The sequence below is a fragment of the Mucilaginibacter angelicae genome, from assembly GCF_042434235.1.
Taxonomy (GTDB): domain Bacteria; phylum Bacteroidota; class Bacteroidia; order Sphingobacteriales; family Sphingobacteriaceae; genus Mucilaginibacter; species Mucilaginibacter angelicae.
The window spans coordinates 283,849-309,501 of sequence record NZ_JBHLTS010000017.1; the positions used below are offsets into that span (position 1 = coordinate 283,849).

A 25,653-nucleotide genomic window follows, 5' to 3' on the forward strand; every position below is an offset into this window, starting at 1 on the left:
TACAAGGCAGTTTATACATTGGTACTTATAATACAAGCACAACTGGTTTTGGTACCAGATTTATTTTATAAAAAGAAGTGTGATTAACAGAAATATGTCCAATCCGGTGCGTAATATTTTCAAAGCGTTTGAAATTTGATTTTTTACGGTGCGGGGAGCTATATTAAGCATTTCGGATATTTCACCAATTGATAAATTTTGCTGACGGGACAGGACAAATACCTGCTGCATTTTATCAGGAAGCTCTTTAATGCGGCCTTCAATTGTAAGAGAAAGCTCTTTAGCAATTAAATCGTCTTCATTTGTAAATTCGTTACTATTGTTTAACTGCAACAATTCGTCGACACCTTTTTTCCTGATCGCGTCTTTTTTATAAAAATTAATAATGTTGTTTTTCAACGCCCTTAACAGGTACGACGAGTTATATTGCTCAGGACTAAGATTTTGCCGGCATTTCCACAAACTAATGAAAACCGTTTGAACAAGATCCTTCGCATCATCAGAAGAGCCTGTTGCACGATAAGCTGTTTGATACAAGCCCCTCCAGTTTCTTTTGTAAAACTCGTCAAAGGAGCGCATATCTCCTTGCCTTATCAATGTTATTAATTCTTTTTCAGACAGCATTTTTCAGATACTAAATAACACAGGCTCCTTTCAGGAAAGCTTGCATTACTAATAATTGGTTTTTATAATTGGTATTGCAATTAAATTATAATTACTGCTTGTTTATGCAATCAATTTGGCAGTTTATTCATCTATATTGCTACCCTGTTAATTACACTAACATTAATTTATAAGCCGTCCGAACAGCTATCTTTTATTTTCGGTATAAAGTTTACAGGAAAAACTTATACGCTTTTTTAACTGGTTTATAATTTTTGAGAGGCCTTAGCCTGTCACCTTTTAAAAGTATATAAAAATTAAATCAGTACAAAATTCCAATATAAAAACAACCTGCATCCGGCACTAAAAATAATTTACAAAGCATTTATTTACTGCAACTTAAACACCAACAGGTAAATTGCTATATTTTCAATCCTTAATTTGTTTCTTTTGGGCGTATCTGCATCAGGAGCCAACGGGTTATATCCTCTGCGGCTTTATCGTTTTCAAAACCAAATGAAGCCGGAAGCCGCCCATTAGTGTATTCATTATAGATCCATGGGTCGCCAACTGCAAACACGATCCCCCTCCCATACCGGGCTGTGGCTACAATTACTTTATTACTATCTGTTAACACAGGTACTGCACCTCGCGATAACTGAAGTGTTGCTATATCTTTTAAATAAACCTTCCCCGCAGTTTTAAATATGGAATTGTCCGGGCGAATATTTATTGCCCCCATTTCAAATTGTTTATCAATAACATGCTTGTACAGATCATCATTAAAATGAATACCAAATTCTTCAGCAAGCTTGTTCAGATGGGGCAGCTCGGCATTGGCGCTATCGTTGGCCAGCATTACCAATATACCGCCATTTTTAACCCAGGCCCTTATCGCTTTAATGTGGCGGGATTCAATATAATTGGGATTGGCCGTTTCCTTCCGGGTATCCGGGTCAACAATAATATAAATATCAGATCCTTTCAGGCTTTCTGCAGTGGGTTCAACAGTAAGGCTTTTTAAGGTTGCTCCATTCTTTTCAAAAACACCTCCCCATATTGAATATCCGGTGCTTTTGGTATCCTCCCACGTATAATGAAAGCGTTCCATACTACCCGCTGTGTTTTTGCGATACTCGTTATTAAAAAAACAGTCTAAAGTAACTACTTTAGTTTGCGCCCCTGCCCGCGGGGTAATTGTTATTGCGAACAACAAGGCTAAAATGTAGTGTTTAACTTGCATTGGAGTTATGTTAATTTCCTTTTTTAATTTTCTGCATTTATCTCTATTACCATACTGGTTAGCGGTATTAATTTACCCGGGGTTAAATTAAGCCCCATGGTCATCAAATAATCGCCGCTAAAAACACGACCATTTTCGGCAAGGTTTGATTTGCTGCCCGGCATCAGGTTTGTCTCGTCTATCCTATATAATTTCCTGCTATCCAAGCCTTGCAGCCGTACCCTGTTAAAAACCTCCTTATACCTTGTGTTAAGATTGTAATTAAACAAAACTGCCTTTGATTTTTGTTCATTTACATACATAGCAACCATCCTGTTCTCATCATAGGGAGAAATAATGCGGTACAGATCGCCAAACCAGATTATACTATTGAGCCGTTCATAATTTTTAACCGCCTGTTTACTAAACTGCAGTTCATCGTCTGTCATTTTGCTAACCTTAATATCGTACCCCAGTTTCCCCATCATGGCCACATCTGTACGAAATTTGATAGATTGTTTTCCCCAGGATGTAACATGACTTGAGATGGTTAACGCCGGAAAAAAATTGCTGTACCCCCATTGTATGTACACACGCTCCAGCGGGTCGGTATCATCGCTGGGCCAAAACTCTGTAAAGTATTTTAAAGCCCCATAATCTGTGCGGCCACCGCCTCCCGAACAGAGCATAATGGGTAAATGCGGATACTTTTGTCTTATGCGATCCAGGATCCGGTAAAGGCTTAATGTATAGTCAACAAATAACGCCGACTGCCTGTCCTTCAAATATGGCGACCAGGTATTGGTCATGCTCCGGTTACAATCCCATTTGATATAAGCCAATCCGGGATTTTTAGCCAACATGTCAACCACTGTGTGATATATATAATCGGCTACTTTAGGGTTTGTGAGATCAAGCACTAACTGGTTGCGCTGATAGTTTTCATCACGATCGGGTAATTTCAAAATCCAGTCAGGATGCTGCCCGTACAATTCGCTTTTAGGGTTTACCATTTCAGGTTCAAGCCAGATGCCAAATTTCAGGCCCTTATCTTCGGCCTGTTTAACCAGATAGCTTATTCCGTTTGGTAATTTTAACTTATCCTCCTGCCAATCACCCAATCCGGCTTTATCATTATTGCGCGGGTATTTATTGCCGAACCAGCCGTCATCAAGCAAAAATAAATCGACACCAAGTTTTGCGGCATCATCAAACAAACCGGTCAATTCCTTTTCATCAAAATTAACATGTGTGGCTTCCCAGTTATTTAGTAAGGTAAAGCGAGGTTTGTTGCCATCCAGCACACCGTAATTGCGTGCCCATTGATGCAAATTGCGGCTTGCCTGTCCCTTGCCTGTATTTGAATAAGTAAAAATAAATGCCGGGGTTATAAAGGTTTCGCCCTTTTTTAATTTATAGGCCGATGCATAGGGGTTAATACCCGATATTACCCTTAAGGCATTCCGCTCATCAACTTCAAAATGAAATTGAAAATTGCCTGTCCAGGCTAATGTACCTGCTATTAATTCCCCGGTTGTTTCATCTGCCGGTTTATTCAACGCCAGAAAAAATGCCGGGGTTTGGTACATATCCGCACGTGTACCTAATTTACTATCTATCTCTTTTACCCCGCTTGTAAGCTTGCTTTCCTGCATTTTCATTTCAGAGGCCCAATCACCGTGAAACTGGGTAAGCCAATAATCTTTAGCCTCAAAGTGCAGCATGGCAGATGCATAATTTTCCATGGTTATCTCTCCCTGCTCATCGTTTTTAATTTCGGCCCATGCTTTTATGATGTCCTCTTTATTAAATGCTTGGTAATGCAATATTACCTGAACCGGGTATTTGGGGTCACGTAACAATATATTGGTTTCGGAAGTATTATCGTCTACGCTTCTTGTTGTATGATTTACATACCTCAATTCCAGCGATGGGTTACCGTTTGTATGCGTTAAACGGATAGCGGGCTGCAGTAGATCTTCCATGCCACCGGTAATATAGGCCTCATGTTTATTGCTAAAGGGAACCAGGCTGATATCATCCTGATTTAAAAATCGTTTCCCCAGGTACAACTGGTATACCCGGTTGTTGCCGCCCACCGCAAATATTAAATTTAGATTTTTTGTGGCAATGGTTATTTCCTTATTGCTTTGTGCCTTTAAAACAGCGCCGCTAAAAAAAAACGACAGGTAAATACACAGTAGTAGTTTATTCATAGGAGCTTTTTGATTTTACCCGGATAAATTCTCTTTGATAACTTAAAGGGCTTTTACCTGTGATCTGCTTAAAATATTTATGAAAGTTTGCAAAATTGTTAAAACCGCTTTCATAGCATAATTGCTTTAGCGGCAGCCTGTTTTCAATCAGCAGCTTACAGGCATGGCCAACTTTGATCTCCAGTAAAAATTTAGAATAAGTTCGTTGTGTGCGCGATTTAAAATACCTGCAAAACGAGCTTGGGCTTACCCCGGCCAGTTGGGCAAGGTTATCAATTTGTATTTTGTTTTTGAAGTTGGCCAGCGAATACTCGTAAATAATATTGATGCTGTCATTTCGGGCCTCCTCAACATTGGGGCTAAATCCTAATGATGATAAACTATCAGTATGCTCACACTCGGCAATGGCATTTAATACCTCTACCAATAATAATATCCTTTTAACCCCTTCGGCTGTAAGTAGCTTTTCCATAATGCCGGCTATGTTTTTTTTAGCATTACCGGTAATTTGGATTCCACGCCGGGCCTTTTCCAAAACCGTTTTTATCATTTTGTTCTCGGGCAGCTGTAAAAAAGCATTACCCCAAAAGTTTTCACAAAAATGGGCAACCCTGATATCAACCTCCGCACTATTGTCAGGTGAAAAATAAACATCGTCAAAGCGCCAATAATGCGGCAGATATACCCCTACCATTACAACGTCGCCGGTGTTAAACTGCCTTATGCTATCGCCAATAAACTGGGTTCCGCTACCCTTTTTAAAATGGATCAGCTCAACTTCGGGATGATAATGCCACCTGTTATTAACAGACGGAACCAAATCCTGCCGTACACTAAAAGAGCGTGCAGGGCCGGATGATACTTTTAGTAACTGTGGTTTCATATAACTTCATTTACCGTTAGCAATAATTGCATTTATTAATCCAGGGCGCCTGTTTTGATCTCGCCGGATGGTTTAGCTGCCTGCACATCTATACTTCCTTTAACTACCAGCTTAATTACAGTGGCAATGCTATCACCGGCAGTAGCAGGCAGGTTTACAGTTGTTGCCCCGTTATTTGTTTCAGTTATTAATTTAGTGCTACCGGCAAGCATGGTTGCGCTTACTACTTTGTTTTTCATCCCGGCAATTACCAGTTTACCATCTGCCGGCCAGTCAAATACAGAAAAATACAGGATGGTATTTTCTCCATCCGGCTTTAGTGTACAGCGCCCCCAGCTTAGGGGTTGCAGGGGGCTTGCCTTAGTAGCATATATAGCTTCGCCGTTTACCTTCATCCACTCACCCATTTTTTTTAATGTGGCGATACTCTCCTGCGGAAATTCACCTTCGGCCGTAGGGCCAACATTTAACAGGTAATTCCCTCCTTTTGAGGCAATATCAATTAAATTATGGATCAAAGTTTCGGGGGTTTTCCATTTATGGTCATAGCTTTTATAGCCCCAGGTCCCGTTCATGGTCATGCAGGTTTCCCAGTCCTTTCCATCCAATTCGCTCAGGTTAGGAATTTTTTGTTCGGGTGTTTTATAATCACCTGCAAAATTGGGGCGTTTAAGCCTGTCATTACTTATAATATTGGGTTGCAGTTTTAATAAGTCATGAAGTTTTTGAGCAAACTCGTCTGTCATAGCTGTTGGGGTATCCCACCATATAACAGCAACGTCGCCATAGTTAGTAAGTAGTTCTTTTACCTGCGGTACGGCTACCTTATCAATATATCCGGCCATGGTTACAGATGTTTGTACCGGATCCCAATGGCCGCTGTTTTCTTTAGTATAGGCATCGATCTTTGCCGAATCGGGGTTTGGCCAGCCCTCGCTGCTTACTTTACGGGCCGCCGCCCCTCCGGGATTATTCCAGTCCTGGGCTTGTGAATAATAAAAGCCAAGTTTTATACCATATTTACGGCAGGCTATGGCTAAAGGCTTTAAAACATCTTTACCGTAAGGTGTGGCATCAACAATATTCCATTTACTGGCGTTTGATTTGAACATAGCAAAACCGTCATGATGCTTTGCTGTTATCACAATATATTTCATACCGGCCTCTTTAGCCAGCTTTACCCAGGCATCAGCATCATATTTTACAGGGTTAAACTTTTGGGCATACTGTTGATATTCGGCTACCGGAATTTTAGCCCTGTTCATGATCCATTCCCCGCCCCGGGCCACTTCATGCCCCTTATATACGCCGCCCAGCACAGCATAATCGCCCCAGTGAATAAACATTCCAAAACGGGCTTCGCGCCACCATTTCATACGTTCATCGCGGGAGGACGTATTCTGGGCCAAAACAGTTTGTGTAAGTATATTTAAGAACAAACAAGTTATAACAAGTCTTTTCATATTGGTTTTACTTTTTGACAGGGTTTGCCGTAATGTTTATATTGGTTGCGATTATGTAATTGGTAAATGAGTAGGTATTGTACTGCTCTTATCACACAATACAATCACTGCAATGTTTAGTACTACATCAATCCTGTAATAATCTACGAAAACGTTATAGTAAGGATCCCTACGCCACGCAACCGGGGGAATGTGGCGATTGAAATAGTTGGCAGGTGATTGAATAACAACCGAAACCACATGCAGCACAAAGCCCGATATGAAGATACCGGGCTTTGCTGTTTTGTACAGGTTAGGCTATTTAGCTACAGCTTTGACGAAAATGGCGGGTTGTTCCAAATACCGGTTACTCAAAGCATGAAAGTAAAACACAGGTGTGGTAGTTAAATTTTAAGAAAGATCTTATTACGGTATAATATATACAAGAGTGTTAGCTGCACAATTACAACAGATACAGCAGCCCAAACCGGCTGCCAGTTTTGAGCAAGGTGACTGATGATCCCCCCGAAGAAATAGTTGGCTGTATGCTGAAAATCAATCATGCCCTCGGATGCGAGGTAGATCACAATAGAATTCACCCCGATAAGTACAAAGGGGAAAGCCCATTTACGCCAACCAGCAACATCTATAACCAGGTAAAATACCGACAGAAAAACAAGGCTCCAGCCACCTACAAACAACACGAAAGAACTTGTCCATAAGCGTTTGTTAATCGGGAAAACAAGATCCCAAAACATCCCCAAACCAATAAGGATGATACCTGCTGCCAGTAAACAAATGCCCTTTTTCCACATAGGCCATTTTGCAGATTCATGCTTTAAAAATTGCCCCGTAAAAATCCCCAGCATGGCAGTGCCTATAGCCGGTATGGTGGATAGTACGCCCTCCGGGTCATGAACTTTATCATGCAGCCTGCCGGGGAGCAGCAAACGGTCGATATACGATTCGAGGCTGCCGTTCATGGTTAAAACCCCGGCCCCGTAACCCTGTACTGGAATCCATTCCATAGCCGCCCAATAGCCCAGCAGCAAAATACCAAACCAGAAAATTTGCCCGCGTGTGCCAAAGTTAAGGTAGATGATACCTGCAAAAAACCAGGCAAGGCCAATACGGCCCAGTACACTTGCAAAGCGGGTGTTTTCATACCCGTTAAATTTAAACAGGCCGTTAACCATCATCCCTAAAAAAAGCAGGATTACGGCACGCCCGATCATGGAGCGGTAAATTTCGCCTTTGGCAGCAGCCGGTAAAAGATGAGGGTAAGCCACTCCATATTTTCCGGCTTTGCTCCCCATGGAATATGGCATGGAAACCCCTGCAATAAATAAAAACAAAGGGAAGATCATATCATAAAAGGTGACACCATTCCACACGGTATGGTGCAACTGGCCCGACATCCACACAAAAACCGGCCAGCCGGTGGCTTTGGCAAGGGCATGTACAACCCCTTCCCCGCTCATGATCCAAAACATATCAAAGCCACGGAGTGCATCTAATGACAATAGCCGTGCTGGTTTTGAAACCATATTTTCAGATTTATCTGTTGATGTGCTTAAACTATTCTTCTCCATTATTTAAGATCGTTGCCCATGGTTGCCCTGTATTTTTCATATAGCTGTTGTGCAACCATGGTGCTACTGCCTGCAGGTACAACAGGATAAGTTTTAGATGAATTAACCCATTGCCATTCCCAGTTGCTTATCGATTGGTCAAACAGTTTAAAGTCGGGCTCTTTACCTGTTTCAAGCGATTGTTTCAGCAATTCAAAAAACTTTTGCCAGCGCACTTTGTAAAAATCATTTAATAAGCCGCTCCATTGCCTGCATGAATATTCATGCAGCGGACTATCAGCCCCTCCCCAAAGTGTTATCAGGTTACGGGCATTTTTTTCATAAAGCGCCTTTTCCGCCGGGTTGGTTCCCCAACTACGGGCATCGGCTATCCAGGGGCCAAGCATAAAATCTTTCCGGGTGGCCAGCAGCCTGTCCATATCAGTTATCAGGTTAAGATATTCATTGCTATACTGCTCAAATGCCTTACCATCTTTATCATGATAAGCTTTGATCCATTTTAACTGGAGCGGCCTGCCGTAGTTAGCCAGTATTTGCCGGGTTACATCAACCAGGTCATAATTAAAACCGCTGCTTTGCTTACACGCGGGTATGGCTGCTATCATCTTATCCCAGGCAGGCAGCAGGTCCTTACGGTTATAGTTAAGATGCGTACGTGTCCATACAGCGGCAGAATCAAGGGTAGGCCTGCCTGTGATGATAGACTCGGCGCCGTCACGGATATCTTTACCGTTAAAAACCGTGGTGCGGAGGATCTGCCAGGCATCCTGTGCATCCTGGCTTTTTGTACCATAACGATTGAATAAGTATTGCGGCAGCCATTCATCAAGATTGACAGGTTTATTTTGCCAGGTATTTTGAGTCATTAACTCGTAAAGCACGGGGGTTTGTTCAATAGCTTCCATCGTTAACCCGATGCCTGCCATACGGCCCGACTTAGGGTCATTAAGCGCCTGTGCAGGTTGCACGGCCACGGCCTCTATCCTACCGAACAAACTGTTGTTGCCACCATAGTTATGCAGCATATTCCAGATCCATGGTTTACCGTAAAACGCTTCTGTACGTTTCCATATGGGTTCATAGTCGGTATTAAGGTCAAGCACGATCATGTGATCATTGGGCACAGCATTCAGCAGGGCTTTGATCTGTTCGTTTTGCCAAAATTTACGGTCGCTGAAAAATAACCAGCCCTGCATCACCCAAACCGCTTTAGGATCGGCCCCTTTCATGCCGTCGTAAACCCTTGCGCTCAGTTCTGACAAAAATTTTGGATCATTTGAAGGAGGCTCGTTTTCATTAAACGTGTCGGCCGAATACAGGTGATCGGTTCCATAAACTTTGGTTTGTTCCTGGATGAACTTTTTGCCGATCTCAGCAAATAAAGGGTCTTCCGAATCAAGTATATAAGTATCCGCAAAGCCGTTTTTCCAGTTGGTTTGTTTCAGTTTGGCATTTGGAAAATGCGTTTTGAACGATGCAGGAACATGGCCCGTGAACGCCGGAAGCACCGGCTTGATTCCAAGCTCCCGTTCGCGCTGCAATATTTTAACCTGCAAATCTTTATGACTGCTTATCCAGCTTGCCGGCAGCGGGCCGTCCCACTGATCAACATTGCCCATATAAAACCAGCCAAAATAAGCAGGACCTGTAAAAAAATCATTCATATCCTGACTGGTAAAGCCCATGGATTTATAAACCTTATCCCATACATACTCTTGCCCCGTTATGGCCAGCGGCATATTGATGCCATGCAGGGCCATCCAGTCAATTTCTTTCTCCCATCGTTTCCAGTCCCACCAGCTCATGCTGTAACTGTAAGTACAATAGTTAAGATAGTAGCGGTATTGGTATGGCGTGCTTTTATGGATCTTTTTAGCTGGTATGGGTAAGCTTGCAGGCAGGTTTAAGTTTGTGCCGTTCCAGGTAACCTGGCAGTGAGCGTATTCGGTGAGGTAATAATACAAGGCCGATGCTACAGCTACGCCATTGTTGCCCCTTAATATGATTTTACCTTTGGCCCCTTCTACCTCAAAAACATCCTTTGCTTCTGCCACGGATAGGGGTTGCACAATAAACTTTTGTGCACTGTACGGTATAATCCGTTTTATTAAAGCATAAGAAGATTGTACGTTTAATTGCGCTTTTACTTTAAGTGCAGCACAACACATGCCGCACAGCAATATATAAATGAAAAACTTTATTTTACCACTCATTTATTTTGATGATTTAGGATCAATGGTTTTTATGACCTGCTCCCGTTTATCGGCAGGTTGAATATCCTGCAATAATTTAACCTTAACGTTATTCAAAAACAATAAAGGCAATGTTTTAAAACCAGTAACATTGATCTTATCAGCCGCCAATTCGCTCACATCATCAAAAACAAACGGTACGCGGAAGTCTTGTCCGGTATAATTGATGTTGATCTTTTTCAGGTTGATACCTTCCGCATGCCTTGCATAAAAGGCAGATGCAGGTAATTCGCCAAACATTGAAAATTCCGGATATGCAGCTATTTTTTCAGGTATTTTAGTTAGTGAATCTATGTTGAACCATGCCACCTGCTTTTTAGCGGTACCTTTATAAGTGATATTGATATTCTCCAGCGTAACATCCTTTACCGGCGAACCGGGAATACCCGAAACCGAAGAAGGGAATATGTTATGGGCAAATTGTTCAAGCGGGCCTTCCTCATGATAGCCGGCATCCGGCTTTCCGGCCGGGATCTCAACTTTAACATCGCCAATATAAACGCGACTAATCTCACCTGCCGGCCTTACTTTATTACGTTTTCCCAGCCTGATAAATATGGCGTTACCCGTATTTTTCGCTACAACATGCCTAACGTCAATATCCTGAATAATAGCACCATCCACCGATTCAATGGCAATGGCCGAGCGGTAGGTATCATATACGTAAATATTCCGGACCGTTATTTTTTTGAACCCGCCCCATGACGCTGTACCCATTTTAAAGGCGCTGGCGCTTGAACGTATTTTGCAATTGGCTATGTATATGTTTTCGCAGGCGCCTTGCGGATCGGATGATTTCAGGCAGATCCCGTCATCGGCCACGTTAAAAAAGCTATTGGTAAGCTTAACATTTTTACAATCTACCAGGTCAATTCCATCGTTGTTTAAAAATGTATTGCTGATTACGCTGATACTGTCAATAACCATGTTGGTACAGCTTCTGTAATCCTGGATCCAGCATAAACCATTTTTAATGGTGATATTTTTAAGGGTAACCTTATCACATTTTTCAAAAACAATGAGCTTGGGCCTGTTATCTTCTTCCGGGCGTAATTGGTGCCAGTCGTTATAGGTTTTCCATTCCTTATCTTGTAAGGTGCCGGCATTCAGCATCCGGTAAATATCTTTTATCAGTGCATCACCCTGTCCATCAATAGTTCCTTTTCCGGTGATTGAAATATTTTGCTGTTTATCTGCAACAATAAGTGCAGATGCCTTTTCGGGGCCGTAGGTAATCCGTTTGGCAGATCCTAACAATTCAGCACCGGCAGCGAGGTGCAATTCTACATTCGACCGTAAATGAATAACGCTGGTTACAAATTTACCAGCCGGAAACCAAACAGTGCCCCCTCCTGCTTCAAAGGCCTTGTCAATAGCTCCCTGGATAATACGGGTATTATCCGTTTTGCCGTCAGCTACCGCTCCCAGTTTTTTGATGTTATATACCTTTGGCTGCGCAAACGCAGTATTAATAAAGACTACGGAAAACAGGAATAACAGGATTGCTCTCATACTATTTTATAAAGGCTTTTAATGATCAAAGATATATCGTACTTAAACAAATCACTTTTATCAAAAAAAAATCATAATGATCCCCCGGCCGTTTCCGGCCGGGGGATCATTACGAAGGATTATCAATAACCCGGGTTTTGTGTTAATTTAGGGTTTAACTGCATTTCTGGTCTTGGAATAGGAAAAATGCGTTTATTAGGGTCAGCGTCGGTTTTTATACCCCATGCTTTTTCAAATTGCCCAAACCTGATCATATCGTTTCTTCTCCAGCATTCCATGGCCAGCTCTCTTCCCCGTTCGTCCAATATGTCTTGTAAAGTAACAGAAGCAAGCCCGGTAGCTTTGGCACGTGCACGTACCTGGTTAACCAACGATAATGCTGTTTGGCCATTGGTAGCATTTGCTCCCCTTAATATAGCTTCAGCTTTTTCCAATAAAACATCGGCATACCTGAACATAGGCACATCGTTACTTTGGTTACGGGTGGTGCTCAGGCTATCCGGATAAAATTTATTATTTCTGTACCCTTCTTCGTTAGCAAGCTCATCATTGCCAATATCAAAAGTGGCATTGTTTTTCCATATAATATCCGGGGTAAATTCAAGCTGGTGTACAACAACTCCGTTAGGGTTAGGGCCGCTGTAGCTGGCATCAAGGCCTATATTAGTTGTGGTAATGTTAATAGGCGTTCCGTCGTTATTATATTGTTTGCCAACAAGGTATTGTTTTTTGCGAACGTCGTTAGCATCGTTAAACAGGGCGTAATACTGTTTATAGGTATATACAGGCCCATCGGGAGTGTAAGGCATTTTATACTTGGCAGCTAAATTGGGATTGATTGTCCACCGCGCATAATACATGCCCTGCGCCAGTAAGCCGTCATAGGGTATGGCAAAAATAAAATCTTTTACCGAAGGTCCGTTACTTGGTTTAAACATTCCTAAATAATCACTATCCAAACTATACTGTCCTCCCTGTATAATGTTGTCGCACATAGTAACTGCATCCTGGTACCTTGATGTTCCAATATAGTATTGGGCATTTAAATACATTTTAGCCAAAACGGCGTACGCCAGGTATTTTGTGGGCCTGCCATAAGTTGCGGCACCTACAGTTGTGCTCAAATTGGGAATTTGCGCCAGTAACTCACTTTCAATAAAAGCAAATACCGCGGCTCTTGGCTGTGTGCCCAAATTGGTGGTATCGCCAAAGGTTTTAGATATGGGTACATTGCCAAACAGGTCCATCATATAAAAATAGGATAAGGCGCGCATGGTTTTTATTTCGGCAATGGTTTGTTGTTTGGCTGCACTTTCGGGTGCTGAAGCAAATACCGACAATACCTTGTTACAGTTACTGATGGTAGTGTACCCCCATGACCAGCATGATTCTACCATGCCGTTATCCGGTGTTACGGTATGTAAATTAACGGTGGAGTATGTACCGCCATCTAACCAGTTACCGCCACGGGCCACCAGTACACTTTCGTCTGTACTAAGGTTTTGTAACAGCCAGTACTCGCGTCCCGGCGAGGTGCGGAATGAGGTATAAATAGGGCCGGTTGCCGCCACAAATTGTGCAGCTGTTGTAGGGAAATTACTGGGTGTTAGCGCAGATTTTGCGGTGACATCCAATTTTGTACAGCTTGACAGGTAAACTGCCCCAGCAAGCAAAGCTATGATGCTGAGTTTCTTATATATATTATTTATGTGGTTCATGTCAATTAAGTTTTAGGTATTATAAATCTACTTGTACGCCGGCCAGGAAGCTCCGTGTTTTAGGGTAAAAGTTATTGCTGTCTACTCCTATAAACTGGCCGCTGGCCTGGTTATTCAGGCTCAAGTTCAACTCTGGATCAACACCCTTATACTTTGTAATGATAAAGAGGTTGGTACCTGTAACATATAAACGTAACCCATGTATATAGTTGCCCTGGATTTTGGTTTTGTATGACAAGGTTGCATTACTTAACCGTACAAAAGTGCCGCTTTCAAGGTAACGGGTTGAGTATAAATTTGCATTTACATCATTAGCAGGTTCGCTCAATGTTAATTCAGGTACGCCATGTGCCGAAGCTTGCGTAGGCTGATTAAAGCTTGCCAGCGAGGCATTCATGATCTTGTTACCCCCCTGACCGCGGAAAAAGAAATTCAGGCTGAATTTTTTATAACTAAAATCGTTACCCCAGCCAAATGAATAGGTTGGCTGCGCATTACCTGCATAAGTTTGATCGGCACTTGTTGGTGTGGTAGTAGGCTGGCCATTGGCGCCCTGAAAGGTTGATACGCCATTAGTACGCCCAAGATATTTCAAAGTATAAAACTCACCAAGCGGATATCCCGATTCAATAATAGACGTTTTGATGCCACTTTGTCCCGGGCCTTCCGGATCGCCTACATAAATTTTTGAAAGGTTGGCACCCATTGAAGTGATCCTGTTTTTATTAAAAGCAATATTTCCATAACTGCTCCAGGTGAAATCCTTTGATTTTATAGGAGTTCCGTTTAAAGAGATCTCAACGCCTTTATTGCTCATACTGCCTACGTTAGCTGTAGTAGTACCCACAAAATTATTGATCAGAGCAACAGGAATATCAAAGATCATGTTGGTTGTTTTTTTATTGTAAACATCAACTGATCCGGCTAATCGTCCTTTAAGTATTGAAAAATCAATACCACCGTTTAAGGTTGACGTGGTTTCCCACTTTAAATTTGGATTAGGATTTTGAGTTATACCAACAGCATTGGTAAAGGCTCCATTATAATAAAAGTAGCCTGTTGAGCTATATAATGTTTGCGGTGTATACGGATTGAACCCTAACGCATTACCAGTTTGGCCATAACCTCCGCGGAGTTTTAAATCATCAAACAAAGTTTGTGATTTCATAAACGATTCGTCGATAACCCGCCATGCTGCCGAAACAGCTGGAAAATATCCCCAGCGGTTATTGGTGCCAAACGCGTTTGAACCATCACGACGTATAGAAGCCTGGAAAATATATTTGCCCAGATAGCTGTAATTCAGGCGCGAGTAAAATGATATCAGGCGTAACGTTAAAAGTTGTGTATTGCCAAAATCAGAACTAAGGCCGGTTTGGCTGCCTAAACCCAAACTATAATAACTGGTTGCATCAGATGGAAAACCCTGCGCTGCCGTTTGGAAGCCATTACCTGTTGTTGTTTCATCATATGAGTAACCGAACAGGGCCTTAAAATCATGCTTATCGTTCCAGTTATGGGCATAGGATAAGTAGTTTTCAAAGAGTTTTTTGGTATCCTCATAGGTTGAGCGTATAGCTTTTCCACCCAGGTTAGGCGCCAGTTCTGAAGCAGAATCGTAATAGGTATTATTATTGGTAGTTCTGCTCTGATAGGCCAGATTCAAATTATACAATAAACCAAATGGCAATTGCAGTTCGGCTTTTGTATTGGCTAATAAAAGATTGATTTTTTGTTGATAGGTATCATTGGTGATCAAACCTACCGGGTTATATCCCAATTTTAAAGTAGGGTCATTATACAATGTACCATCGGCATTATAAATTGTACGGGTTGGCAAATATTGTACTATTGATTTAAACAAGCCCGGGCTTTGACCATTTGCTGTATATAACGGAATATCGTTCACCAGCAAACCTGAATTGGTTACTGAGTTACTGACAGAAAAGTCGAGTTTCAATTTATCATTCAATGTTTTTTGAGACACGTTAAGCCTGCCGATAACGCGCTTTAAATTGCTGTTTTTTACAATACCCTGGTTATCCAGGAAATTTATACTTCCGCCATAAAGCGTTTTATCTGTGCCGCCGCCAAATGAAAGGTTATGATTTTGAGAAAAACCACTGCTGCGCTCCACTGCTTTTTGCCAATCGGTATTACCCCCGTTATCGTTAGCCGGTGTAAAACTTTGTCCGTTGGCTTTAACATAAGCCCTTAGCTGATCGGCACTGGCTACTTTAAATGAGTTGGCTATCTTATCCATTGACGCATAAGCATCATAACTCATCCTTAACTGCCCTGGTTTGGCTTTTTTGGTAGTAACAATAATTACCCCATTAGTGGCCCTGGTACCATAAATAGCAGCGGCAGAGGCATCCTTCAATACGTCAATTGAGGCGATATCTGCTGGTGCAAGTAATTTAAAATCGGCATCAGGCACACCATCAATTACATAAAAGGCTGCTGAACCCGCAGGACGTACGGTTGAAGGACCGCGGAGTGTAACTGTTGCAGCTCCGTTAGGGTTACCATCATTGGTAATATTTAAACCAGCTACCTTACCTTCTAACAAATCGGCAGGTGTTGATACCACGCCGGCGTTAAATTGCTCAGACTTAACAGTAGAAATGGCGCTGGTTAGCTGCCTTTTAGTGCTGGTACCATAACCCACTACAACAACTTCATTCAAACCTTTCTGATCCTCATTAAGTACAACGGTAAGCGTTGTTTGGTTCTCCACTGTTATCTCTTTCATTTCAAATCCAATAAAACGGAATTGAATAACACTTCCTTTTTCGGCATTTATAGTAAATGCTCCGTCGGCAGCAGTTGAGGTAATAGTTGAGGTACCTTTGATCTGCACGGTTACCCCCGGAATGGGTACGCCCTTTTTATCTACAACCTTGCCGGTAATGCGTACAGGAACAGGCTTTTCGGCTTGTTCGTTACCTGAGGGCTGACCAGGTTCCTTGATAATGATCGTATTATCATCCAGTTCGTAGGTCAGCGGCTGATCTTTAAATATTTCCACCAGCACCTGGCCAAGCTCGGCATTGGTAACATGGATAGATATAGGCCGGGCTTTTTTAATAACCTGGTTATTATACATAAACAAATACCCGGTTTGTTTTCGCAATTCCTTTAAAACCGATTTCAGGTTACCGTTTTCTTTGGAAAGGCTGACTTTTTGCGCCATAGTAGATGCGCTCAGGTGCATAGTTAGTACCAATAAAAGGACGCCCGTTAGTTTCATTATCCGTAATACCTGTTTAAAATACCTATCGTATAGGTTTCTCTCGTTAAGCCCCAGGCCAATGGGCATAGGGGCTTTAGAATGTAGAAGTTGTTTCATACATTTGAATGTTTGGGTTAAGTTTAAAATCAATGGTTACAATTGTAATTTGGGTTGATCCAATCATTTAGCCTCTTCGGGCGGAATCCGGAGGGGCTTGCTTTTTGGATACCCTTTTGCTGGAGTTATTTCGGGTGCCTGCTCATTTTTTTAAAGTTTAATTGGTTATTGGTTAAATTTTATATATTATTTCTTTTCTACAGTTACTGTATTCCCGTTTATTGTAAACTTTACGCCTCCTGTTGATTCCAGGATTTTAAACGCCCTGGAAAGGTTATTGCTCTTTTTAACCTCTCCTGTAAAATTCAAAGTTGGCTTAGGCCCTTTATAAATTACCTCAACATTGTACCATCGTGCTAATTCAAGCATTACATCGTCAAGATCGGTATTATCAAAAAGGAACAAACCATTTTTCCAGGCTACGATATCTTCGGTATCAACGGTTTTTACATCAAACTTTTTAGCATTGGCGTTATAAACTGCCTGTTGGCCGGGCACCAATAGCTGTTTCTCGTTACCGGTTGATATTTTAACGGAACCCTCTAAAAGCGTTGTTTTGTAGGGCTGTTCCTGGTAGGTGCGGATATCAAAATGTGTTCCAAGCACTTCTACCTTTTGATCTCCAAAGCTCACGATGAAAGGCATCTTCTTATTCTTAGCTACCTCAAAATAAGCTTCGCCCGTAATGGTAACATTTCTTGATTTGCCGGTAAATGCTGTCGGGTATGAAATGGAAGATTCGGCATTGAGCATAACCACGGTTCCATCAGGCAGTTGCAAATTATACTGCCCACCTCTCGGGGTCGACATGGTGTTGATGACCGGAGCCCCAGCAGCCGAACTTCCGGGTACATAAGCCAAACTTCCATTAGCAAGTTTAACTACTGCTGTATTGCCCTGCTGTACAAGCTTGCCTTTTTCTGCACCGTTAAGCTCAATTTTTGTGCCGTTGGCAAGCGTTAATATCGCTTTATTACCGCCAGGTTTAACATCCTGGTGTATTTTATCTGCGGCCAGGTCTTCCCCGCTTTTTTGCGCACGATACTGATATACGCCAAATGAAAGTGCTAAAATCAATAAGGCGGCGGCGGCATAGATTAACGGAGTCAACCGTTTTTTTATCGGGATGATATCGGTATCAGCATAAGATAAGGTGTCGTTAGCCAATGCAGCTTCCAACATTTTTTCACGGGATCCGGCAGGGAAAGGATCCTCTTCAAACTGATGTGATTTATATACTTCCTCCATCAGCCCGTGCACCAGGGCTTCCGAACCCGGCTCATTAATGAGCCGCATTAATTCATCGCGCTCTGCCGGTGTTTCGGTTTTATTAAAATATTGATGGAACAGATATCGTAATCTTTCAGACATTTTTTTTCTCTCTTACAACTAAAGAGTCAAAAAAAATCAAAAAGGGGTAGTCAATTCAAAAAAAATATAATTTATTTCAAAAAATAAGCATCTACCATAATAAACAAAAGAAAAACCAGGTCGTTTTTCTCAGAAATACTGCTTTTTATGAATTTATTGGCGGCCATGATGTGTTTCTTAACCGTTTCTGGCGAAATACTAAGCATTTTGGCAATTTCAATATGCTTTAAATTCCCAACCCTGCTTAACTCATAAACCTTTCTTTGCTGTGGGGGCAGCTTTTCAACCAGCTTATCTATCATCCGGCAAAAATTTTCTTCAGGGGGTACATCGTCCGGCAAATAGTGTTCTTCCTGGTACTGCCTTTCCCACTCCTGCTGCCTTATATGCGCGGTAGCTTTTTCCTTTAAAAAGCGGTAAGCCCTGTTTCGTGTTATGATGAAAAGATAATTGATAAAGCTATCAACTAAGATAAGGTCCTCTCTCCTGGCCCAGATTTTTACAAATACGTCCTGAACAATCTCTTCGGTAGCCTCCGTTGATTCAGTAAGCCTGAAAACATATTGACCAAGATGCTTATAATAGGCATCGAAAAGACAAGTAAACGCCCTTGCATCTCCTGAAGCAACTTTGTTCAGAATTTCATTTTCATTATGAATGGGGCGAATGGACAATGTTAAAACTAATTGAATTTAAAATTATATAAATTTTATCATTCCATTAAGTTTATTGAAAACAATTACAACAAAAATTTTACAAATAGCTTTTAAGCTCTAAACCACTTGCACCTAAAGGAAATAAAGAACCGGGCTTTATTTAATGCCCAGCCTGCTGCGCAAAAGATCGCGGTAAGTGCTGCCAATCGGGATTTTTTCGCCGTTGATGATAAGCTGATGTATTTCGATCATGGCAATATGCTTGATGGCCACCACGTACGATTTGTGCACCCGTAAAAAATCCGTTGCCGGCACCAGGTCAAAAATATCCCCCATGTTTTCACGGATCAGGATATTTCTGTCTTTCAGGTGAATAGTAATGTAGTTGCCGTCTTTTTCCAGGTACAGGATCTCGCCCACCTTAACCTGGTAGGTTTGCGGGCCACTTTTGATGAAAACAGTTGGCTCATCCTCATTGCTTCCATTATTTTTTGAAGACAGTTTAGCCGCAGCTTTATTTATTGCCGCAAGATAGCGTTCAAAGGTGATGGGTTTCAGCAGGTAATCGAGCGCATTAAGGTCATAACTCTCCACAGCATAGTGGCTGTACGCAGTGGTAAAAATGATCATTGGCCTGGGCGATAAGGTTTGCACCAGCTGCATCCCGCTGATATCGGGCATATTAATATCCAGAAAGATGAGATCTATCTTTTCGTGGTTTAAAAACTCAATCGCCTTCACCGGTTCACGAAAAGTGGCTTTCAGGTCAACCAGGCTTGTTTTGTGGCAATAGCGTTCTATCACTTCAAGCGCTTTTGGCTCATCATCAATGGCAATACAGCTTATCATTCCAGGTCAATTTCAAGTTTAACAATATATTTCCCTTCAGCCTCACTTATCTGCAGGGTATGTTTGCCGGGATATAAAAGATCGAGCCGTCGTTTTACATTTTCGAGCCCGATGCCGCTTTTTTCGTCCTCCATCTTTTTGATGGCGCTATATTTCGGGTTTATACAGGTAAAGATCAGCCTGTGATCTGAAAGCACAATGGCGATATTGATATCAGATGTATGGCCAATAGAAACACCATGTTTAAAGGCATTTTCTACAAAAGGGATAAACAGCATCGGCGCAACAGTGACATTTCCGGCATTCGCCGGCTGATCAAATAACACTTTTACCTCATCATCGGCATAACGCAATTTGTTTAGGGTGATGCAATCTTCCAGGTATGCTATCTCCTTATTAAGCGGTACGCCGCCTGCATTGCTGTCATAGATCATATAGCGCATCATGCCCGAGAGTTTGGAGATGCCATCGGCAAGCTCATCGTTCCCTTTTTCCTGCGCCATCGAAAACAGGTTATTGAGCGTATTGAATAAGAAATGCGGGTTGATTTGCGACTTCAGAAATTTAACTTCAATGCTTAACTGGTGCGCTTCAAGTTGGTTCCGTGCCAGCTCGATTCGCGCCCATTTCTTTAAAAAGAAATACGCGACGGCAAGCCCTTCAACCACAAGGAAAATAAGCAGTATGTTAAGCTGTGCATGCCTCCAGTTGCCCTTAGCGAAATATTCAGTATTTTGCCGGATTAGGGCGTCAACGCCATTCCTGTGTATTGTAATCTTTCGAAACGGAGGTTCCGGAGGTACAGCATCTTTCATGTTGGGCCCCAATAAAATCGCGTTAGCAGCGAAAATAAGGGTAAACCAGCCGGTAACAGTAGCAATCCCCATCAAGGTTTTTTTATAGCGGAGCGCTTTTTCAAATATCCACAAGATATTGCCGTAAAAAAGCAGGGCCATGAAACCAACCGTAAACACAGAAAAGCCGGAAACGACATTTGCGTTGATCTTTTGCACAATGGCGCCATTGTGGCTGACCTGCATATTGATTGTTGAACTGGTAAGCGACCTCAGGGTATAATAAACTCCTATCCAAAACGACATGTGGATTAGTATCTCGATGATATGTTTGGCTTTGATGTGCTTCATGAACAACAAATGTAAAATACGCTATGGTTCAATGGTAATAATTGTGATCAATAAACTAAATAAGATGCTGAATAATCCTTTTTGGTGATTTGAGTGTCAGGAGCATTTAAAATAAGACAAATTTTACCAGATCACAAAAATCAGGACTTCATCGGGGGCTGTCTATTGTTTGTACCAAACATTTGTGAGGGCTAAAACCCTGAGCTACAATTGTCGAAAATAAAGCACATGAAAAGACAATTGATATGGATTGTATTCCTACTTACCCTTAGCGTTAGCGTTTCGGCGCAAAAGCCTGACACTGCACGGATACAGGTACATTACAAGTTCACTCATCTGCGTGATACTTTGCGCAGGGCCAACCCTTACTCCGAAAACGTGGTGCTTTTTATTGGAAGTCACTCCTCGCATTATGCGAGCTATGACCGACTGCTGGAAAACGAATCATTAAAAAAACAAATGCAGGCACAATTGGCCAGTTCCCCCGATGGCAGCATCAGGATCAATCACAAAGTGTCAGGCCCGGAATCAGAATATTATCAATGGCCTGGAGACAAAAAACTGATACGCAAGGAACTGCTGCTGACAAGCACATATGTTATCACCGAGGCATTACCCACCATAAACTGGCATATCCTCGGCGATACCGCAATTTTTGGCGAGCTGCACTGCCAGAAAGCAATCTGTCATTTCAAAGGGCGCGATTATACAGCCTGGTTTTGCCCCGATATGCCGGTGCATGTTGGTCCGTGGAAGCTAAATGGCCTGCCAGGTGTCATCGTCGAAGCCTATGATTCAAAGAAAGAGGTTGTATTCAAGTTTGACGGGACGGAGAAAATAGTGCCGGTTATCTCTGGCCCCGGACAACCGGCAGACGAGCATCTGGTGACTTTGCTTGCATCCTTTGGCGTTGACGATGCAGGTGTGTCCCCAATTATCATCCAGGTGCCTGCTAAAGCTATTCAAACAACGGGCAAAGCCTTTATAAAACTTCAGGAGGCTATGCGTAAGGATCCAAATGCCGTTGCCAATATTCAGAATTACGATGGACCCAGACCTGTCCATATTTATTTGCCGGTCATCAACAACCCAATCGAATTACCCGAAAAATAAACACACCATAAAATTTCATTATCATGAAAACACCTTTAATATGCTGCACATTACTGATAGCAGCATTACAGACCACCCAGGCGCAAAAGCCCGACACTGCACAGTTATTAGTGCATTACAAGTTTTCCCATGTCAGGGACACCACCAACCGGGAGCACCCCTACACCGAGAACATGGTTTTGATTGTAGGTAAAAACGCTGGCGCTTACAAAAGCTATGATAAGCAACTGCAGGATGCGCTGTTCAAAAAACAGGTGCAGGAGCAGCTGGCCAACTCGGCCGACGGGCACGTAAACATCCAGCGGAGATCATCAGGTTCGGGTGCAGAATATTACCAGTTTCCGAACGAAAAAAAATTGGTGAGGAAAGAACCGTTGCTGTTCAATAATTATCTCCTAACTGAGGCTTTGCCTGCCATTAACTGGAAAATAAGCGGCGATACAGCAACCTTTGGCGGTTTGCATTGCCAGAAAGCGACAGCTCATTTTAAGGGAAGGGATTACACAGCCTGGTTTAGTCCTGACCTGCCGCTGCATTTAGGCCCATGGAAACTCAACGGACTTCCCGGGGTAATTGTGGAGGCTTATGATAGCAAAAAAGAAGTTGATTTTAAATTTGACGGGATTGAAAAAGCAGTCATTTCCACAAAAAAAGATGACCATCCTGCTAACCCGGCTTCTGATAACCAGGGACGAATGGCAGTTATGATAGGCATGGATGACACGGATGGCGATCCTAATATCATCCAGATCCCCACCAAGGCCATCAAAACCAACGAAAAGGAGTTTGCCAATTTGCAGGAAGCTATGCGAAAAGACCCTAATGCTTTTGCACAGTCGATGGTAAATGCACAATCGGCAGGCCAGAGCGGCAGCAGACCTGCACCAAAAATCGATGTAAGGATAGGCCCGCCGCTTGTGATCAATAACCCGATCGAATTACCCGAAAAGAAATGAGCACGTTTATAAAACACGTCCGGTTGCTGGTTATTGCCTTACTGTTTTCGGCGCCGCTTGCTGCTCAAAACATTCACGGTACGGTGAAAGACAGCACTGGTAAGGCTGTTCCTTATGTTAGTATCAACCTGAAAAACAGCGCTACTAATGGTATTATAAGCTATGCAATTTCTGACGTAAAAGGCACTTATACTTTGCCGCTCCCGGCCAATACGCCGGTGAGCGGCCTGGTGATCGAGGTGCGTTGCATAGGCTATAAAAATCAAAGCAAAAGCATTACGGATTTACAGGCGCCGGTCGATTTTATTTTATCTGCTTCGATCAACCAGTTACAGGCGGTAGTGATTAAAAGCAGTCGGCCGCTGCTGCGAACAAGCGGCGATACGCTGAGCTACAAAGTATCCGATTTCAGCAGCGTACAGGACAGGGTTATCGGCGATGTGATCAAAAAGCTGCCGGGCATAACGGTTGCAGCCAACGGCAGGATCAGCTATAACAATAAGCCGATCTCCAACCTGTACATCGGCGGCGATAACCTGCTTGATGATAAATACAATATTGCTACATCCACCATTCCGCAGGGCGTGGTTGATCAGGTGCAGGTGATTGAAAACCATCAGCCCGTTAAGGTGCTCCAAAATAAAGTAATGAGCGACGATGTGGCGCTCAACCTCAGCTTCAAAAAAGGTGCTAAATTACAGATGGTGGGGCAAGAGAGCATTGGCGCAGGCTTACCTGGCAATTACGACGTTAATTTGAACGCCATGATGTTTAAGGATAAGTATAAGGCAATTAATTACCTCAAAGGCAATAACACGGGTAACGATTTACAGGAGGACCTGGTATCGCACAATTTTGCTGATTACACGCAGCGGATCGATAACAATGTACCGGCTACCGTGCTATCGCTTGGTTCGGTGAATGATCCGGCTTTATCCCGTGAACGGTATTTGTTTGATAGGTCGGGGCTCCTCAACCTCAATAACCTGGTCAACTTTAAAAACCATGTGCAATTGAAAATCAACGCTTATTATTTGCATGATAGTCAGCGGCAGGATTACAGCCAGCACACCACTATCTTTTTGCCGGGCGACACTGTACGCTATAATGAAACCCAGCAAAACCGTTTCTATCCAAATATAATGCATACCCAATTCACCTTGAATATTAACCAGGACAAATATTACCTGAACGATGTGCTGCTGATGGATAATAACAGGTCGGTCAATTATTCGGACCTGAACACCAACGGCACCATGGTAAACCAGGTATTCAGAGATAATGCGCTGAGTTTTTCCAATGAGTTTAACCTCATCAAATCGCTGCGATCAAACAACATTATCCAGGCCTATTCTTATATCAGTCATTCGGCCGAGCCGGAGAGCAGAACAATCGGGCCGGACTATAACAACGCGATATTTAATAACAGTGTCCCCTACAATCAGCTGCTGCAAAATGTGAATGTGCCAACCTGGTTCACCAATAACTATATCTCTTTCAAAATACCATCGAACTTCATTACGCAAAGTTTCAGAACAGGTTTCAACATCCAATCGCAAACCATGACATCAAACCTGAATGTTGTGCAGGCAAACAACACGGTTAACCTGCAATCGGACAGTTCCATCAATCATTTAAACTGGAACAGGAAAAAACTGTATGCCGAAGCCGCTTACGATTTGCCGGGCAGTATCCTTAAAGTAAACCTGACCCTGCCTATAAGCCTGCAGCAGATTGACTATTCGGATAGTTTGTATTCATTAAAAAAGAGTTTGACACGGCTTTATTTCACCCCCCAATTAAGGGTAAAATATCAAACCGGGCTCGAGAACTATCTAACCTTTCTTTACAGTTACCGTAATGAAACAGGTACCATAGAAGATATATACCAGGGCTATATCCTGAAGGACTACCGGACGCTTTACGCCAATAATGCCGCCCTTACCGAGCGGCAGAACCAACTGGCTGCCATTGGCTTTAACTACCGGAAGGCGCTTACCTTGTTTTTCGTCAGCCTGAATGCTACTTATAACCATACTTCTTCTAATAATATTGCTTCGGCAGTGATCACCAACAACCTGCAGCAGCGTGTGGTATTGCCATACCCAAACAACACCGATTCGTGGACGCTGAGCAGTACGGTTAGCAAATATTCCTTTGCATTAAAAACCACTTTTAGTGGCGGCATACAATGGCAAAGTAACAAATCGGTGCAGATCCAGAATAATACATTGCTGCCATTCAATACTACTTCCAAAACTGTTAATATAAGCGCCGATACCAAAGTGAACGAGCAGGTAAACTTTAGCTATAAGGCCGCATTTACCCAAACAGACAGCCACTCGGCAGCCGTAGCATCAGCTTATCATATCAACCAGCTGCTTCAGCAGGCTTCGGTCAATTATACCCCTGTTACCAATTTGCAGTTCAAATTATCGGGCGAACACTATTTCACCCGCCAACAGGGCAACCCTGACCTGAAATACTTTTTTGCAGACGCCACGGCAAAATTGAGAATTGAAAAATGGAAAACCGACCTGGAGCTAAGCGCCGCCAACTTTCTGAATGTAAAAACTTACAACGCGCTTTACTTAACAGCCAATACGCTAACGGCCAGTTCGTATACCCTGCCGGGAAGGATTATACTGCTCAAACTGATGTTTAATATTTGAGTTGTTGATTTTGTTTGATTTTTTGGAGTGGGGAATGCTATATAGGCAGCCATAAATGTGTTCAGATAATTCCGTCCATTTGTTTTTAATTGCACCAAA

At 42.6% G+C, this 25,653-nt stretch carries 18 protein-coding genes; 4 read left to right on the forward strand and 14 right to left on the reverse strand.

From position 1 onward, the window contains the following. Positions 1-60: 60 nt before the first annotated feature. From ACFFGT_RS06120 to ACFFGT_RS06140, 5 genes are all read right to left on the reverse strand, one after another. Positions 61-624, reverse strand: coding sequence for an RNA polymerase sigma factor (locus tag ACFFGT_RS06120; protein WP_377021624.1), 564 nt, complete (start codon positions 622-624; stop codon positions 61-63). Positions 625-1,039: 415 nt separating this feature from the next. Then, positions 1,040-1,846 (reverse strand): DUF4350 domain-containing protein, encoded by an 807-nt coding sequence (locus tag ACFFGT_RS06125; RefSeq protein ID WP_377021625.1) that lies wholly within the window; start codon positions 1,844-1,846, stop codon positions 1,040-1,042. A 23-nt stretch (positions 1,847-1,869) separates the two neighbouring features. Beyond that, positions 1,870-4,041: an alpha-galactosidase gene (locus tag ACFFGT_RS06130; RefSeq protein ID WP_377021626.1), complete on the reverse strand. Its 2,172-nt coding sequence runs from the start codon at positions 4,039-4,041 to the stop codon at positions 1,870-1,872. Further along, positions 4,034-4,924 carry an AraC family transcriptional regulator gene (locus ACFFGT_RS06135; protein WP_377021627.1) on the reverse strand — a complete coding sequence of 297 codons (891 nt, stop codon included), beginning with the start codon at positions 4,922-4,924 and terminating at the stop codon, positions 4,034-4,036. The genes ACFFGT_RS06130 and ACFFGT_RS06135 overlap by 8 nt, the downstream gene beginning before the upstream one ends. A gap of 35 nt (positions 4,925-4,959) precedes the next feature. Continuing rightward, complete coding sequence (locus ACFFGT_RS06140) at positions 4,960-6,387, reverse strand: alpha-L-fucosidase (RefSeq protein ID WP_377021628.1); 1,428 nt, start codon at positions 6,385-6,387, stop codon at positions 4,960-4,962. A gap of 240 nt (positions 6,388-6,627) precedes the next feature. Between ACFFGT_RS06140 and ACFFGT_RS06145 the strand changes: the two genes are divergently transcribed. Then, positions 6,628-6,774: a hypothetical protein gene (locus ACFFGT_RS06145; RefSeq protein WP_377021629.1), complete on the forward strand. Its 147-nt coding sequence runs from the start codon at positions 6,628-6,630 to the stop codon at positions 6,772-6,774. Here the strand turns inward: ACFFGT_RS06145 and ACFFGT_RS06150 are convergent. The 9 genes from ACFFGT_RS06150 to ACFFGT_RS06190 form a co-directional block, all read right to left on the reverse strand. Then, a complete protein-coding gene (locus ACFFGT_RS06150) occupies positions 6,771-7,958 on the reverse strand; it encodes an acyltransferase family protein (RefSeq protein ID WP_377021630.1) in 1,188 nt (395 codons plus the stop codon). The genes ACFFGT_RS06145 and ACFFGT_RS06150 overlap by 4 nt on opposite strands. Next, entirely contained in the window at positions 7,958-10,171 is a 2,214-nt protein-coding gene (locus tag ACFFGT_RS06155; protein WP_377021631.1) for an alpha-N-acetylglucosaminidase, read from the reverse strand. The genes ACFFGT_RS06150 and ACFFGT_RS06155 overlap by 1 nt, the downstream gene beginning before the upstream one ends. Beyond that, the gene (locus ACFFGT_RS06160) at positions 10,172-11,722 is read right to left on the reverse strand and encodes a glycoside hydrolase family 28 protein (RefSeq protein WP_377021632.1); all 1,551 of its coding nucleotides are present in this window, start codon (positions 11,720-11,722) and stop codon (positions 10,172-10,174) included. A gap of 122 nt (positions 11,723-11,844) precedes the next feature. Then, a complete protein-coding gene (locus tag ACFFGT_RS06165; RefSeq protein WP_377021633.1) occupies positions 11,845-13,440 on the reverse strand; it encodes a RagB/SusD family nutrient uptake outer membrane protein in 1,596 nt (531 codons plus the stop codon). A gap of 19 nt (positions 13,441-13,459) precedes the next feature. Then, the gene (locus tag ACFFGT_RS06170) at positions 13,460-16,792 is read right to left on the reverse strand and encodes a TonB-dependent receptor (RefSeq protein ID WP_377021634.1); all 3,333 of its coding nucleotides are present in this window, start codon (positions 16,790-16,792) and stop codon (positions 13,460-13,462) included. Between the two features lie 186 nt (positions 16,793-16,978). Continuing rightward, a complete protein-coding gene (locus ACFFGT_RS06175; RefSeq protein ID WP_377021635.1) occupies positions 16,979-18,163 on the reverse strand; it encodes a FecR family protein in 1,185 nt (394 codons plus the stop codon). Positions 18,164-18,234: 71 nt separating this feature from the next. After that, the gene (locus ACFFGT_RS06180; protein ID WP_377021636.1) at positions 18,235-18,837 is read right to left on the reverse strand and encodes an RNA polymerase sigma factor; all 603 of its coding nucleotides are present in this window, start codon (positions 18,835-18,837) and stop codon (positions 18,235-18,237) included. Between the two features lie 138 nt (positions 18,838-18,975). After that, positions 18,976-19,668, reverse strand: a complete 693-nt coding sequence (locus ACFFGT_RS06185; protein WP_377021637.1) for a LytR/AlgR family response regulator transcription factor — start codon at positions 19,666-19,668, stop codon at positions 18,976-18,978. After that, positions 19,665-20,813 carry a sensor histidine kinase gene (locus ACFFGT_RS06190; protein WP_377021638.1) on the reverse strand — a complete coding sequence of 383 codons (1,149 nt, stop codon included), beginning with the start codon at positions 20,811-20,813 and terminating at the stop codon, positions 19,665-19,667. Before ACFFGT_RS06190 ends, ACFFGT_RS06185 begins: the two co-directional genes overlap by 4 nt. A gap of 228 nt (positions 20,814-21,041) precedes the next feature. Between ACFFGT_RS06190 and ACFFGT_RS06195 the strand changes: the two genes are divergently transcribed. Genes ACFFGT_RS06195 through ACFFGT_RS06205 form a run of 3 tightly spaced genes read left to right on the forward strand, consistent with a single transcriptional unit; the run spans position 21,042 to position 25,554 of the window. Next, complete coding sequence (locus ACFFGT_RS06195) at positions 21,042-21,926, forward strand: GLPGLI family protein (RefSeq protein WP_377021639.1); 885 nt, start codon at positions 21,042-21,044, stop codon at positions 21,924-21,926. A gap of 23 nt (positions 21,927-21,949) precedes the next feature. Beyond that, complete coding sequence (locus ACFFGT_RS06200) at positions 21,950-22,882, forward strand: GLPGLI family protein (RefSeq protein WP_377021640.1); 933 nt, start codon at positions 21,950-21,952, stop codon at positions 22,880-22,882. Further along, positions 22,879-25,554 (forward strand): carboxypeptidase regulatory-like domain-containing protein, encoded by a 2,676-nt coding sequence (locus tag ACFFGT_RS06205; protein ID WP_377021641.1) that lies wholly within the window; start codon positions 22,879-22,881, stop codon positions 25,552-25,554. The genes ACFFGT_RS06200 and ACFFGT_RS06205 overlap by 4 nt, the downstream gene beginning before the upstream one ends. The last annotated feature ends 99 nt before the right edge of the window (positions 25,555-25,653 follow it).

What these genes read in the sequence shown, in the direction of transcription:
- ACFFGT_RS06195 (WP_377021639.1), top strand. Translation starts at nt 21,042, where the DNA reads ATGAAAAGACAATTGATATGGATTGTATTCCTACTTACCCTTAGCGTT.
- ACFFGT_RS06185 (WP_377021637.1), bottom strand. Translation starts at nt 19,668, where the DNA reads ATGATAAGCTGTATTGCCATTGATGATGAGCCAAAAGCGCTTGAAGTG.
- ACFFGT_RS06155 (WP_377021631.1), bottom strand. Translation starts at nt 10,171, where the DNA reads ATGAGTGGTAAAATAAAGTTTTTCATTTATATATTGCTGTGCGGCATG.
- ACFFGT_RS06150 (WP_377021630.1), bottom strand. Translation starts at nt 7,958, where the DNA reads ATGGAGAAGAATAGTTTAAGCACATCAACAGATAAATCTGAAAATATG.
- ACFFGT_RS06145 (WP_377021629.1), top strand. Translation starts at nt 6,628, where the DNA reads ATGCAGCACAAAGCCCGATATGAAGATACCGGGCTTTGCTGTTTTGTA.
- ACFFGT_RS06190 (WP_377021638.1), bottom strand. Translation starts at nt 20,813, where the DNA reads ATGAAGCACATCAAAGCCAAACATATCATCGAGATACTAATCCACATG.
- ACFFGT_RS06120 (WP_377021624.1), bottom strand. Translation starts at nt 624, where the DNA reads ATGCTGTCTGAAAAAGAATTAATAACATTGATAAGGCAAGGAGATATG.
- ACFFGT_RS06125 (WP_377021625.1), bottom strand. Translation starts at nt 1,846, where the DNA reads ATGCAAGTTAAACACTACATTTTAGCCTTGTTGTTCGCAATAACAATT.
- ACFFGT_RS06165 (WP_377021633.1), bottom strand. Translation starts at nt 13,440, where the DNA reads ATGAACCACATAAATAATATATATAAGAAACTCAGCATCATAGCTTTG.
- ACFFGT_RS06160 (WP_377021632.1), bottom strand. Translation starts at nt 11,722, where the DNA reads ATGAGAGCAATCCTGTTATTCCTGTTTTCCGTAGTCTTTATTAATACT.
- ACFFGT_RS06170 (WP_377021634.1), bottom strand. Translation starts at nt 16,792, where the DNA reads ATGAAACAACTTCTACATTCTAAAGCCCCTATGCCCATTGGCCTGGGG.
- ACFFGT_RS06175 (WP_377021635.1), bottom strand. Translation starts at nt 18,163, where the DNA reads ATGTCTGAAAGATTACGATATCTGTTCCATCAATATTTTAATAAAACC.
- ACFFGT_RS06130 (WP_377021626.1), bottom strand. Translation starts at nt 4,041, where the DNA reads ATGAATAAACTACTACTGTGTATTTACCTGTCGTTTTTTTTTAGCGGC.
- ACFFGT_RS06200 (WP_377021640.1), top strand. Translation starts at nt 21,950, where the DNA reads ATGAAAACACCTTTAATATGCTGCACATTACTGATAGCAGCATTACAG.
- ACFFGT_RS06205 (WP_377021641.1), top strand. Translation starts at nt 22,879, where the DNA reads ATGAGCACGTTTATAAAACACGTCCGGTTGCTGGTTATTGCCTTACTG.
- ACFFGT_RS06140 (WP_377021628.1), bottom strand. Translation starts at nt 6,387, where the DNA reads ATGAAAAGACTTGTTATAACTTGTTTGTTCTTAAATATACTTACACAA.
- ACFFGT_RS06135 (WP_377021627.1), bottom strand. Translation starts at nt 4,924, where the DNA reads ATGAAACCACAGTTACTAAAAGTATCATCCGGCCCTGCACGCTCTTTT.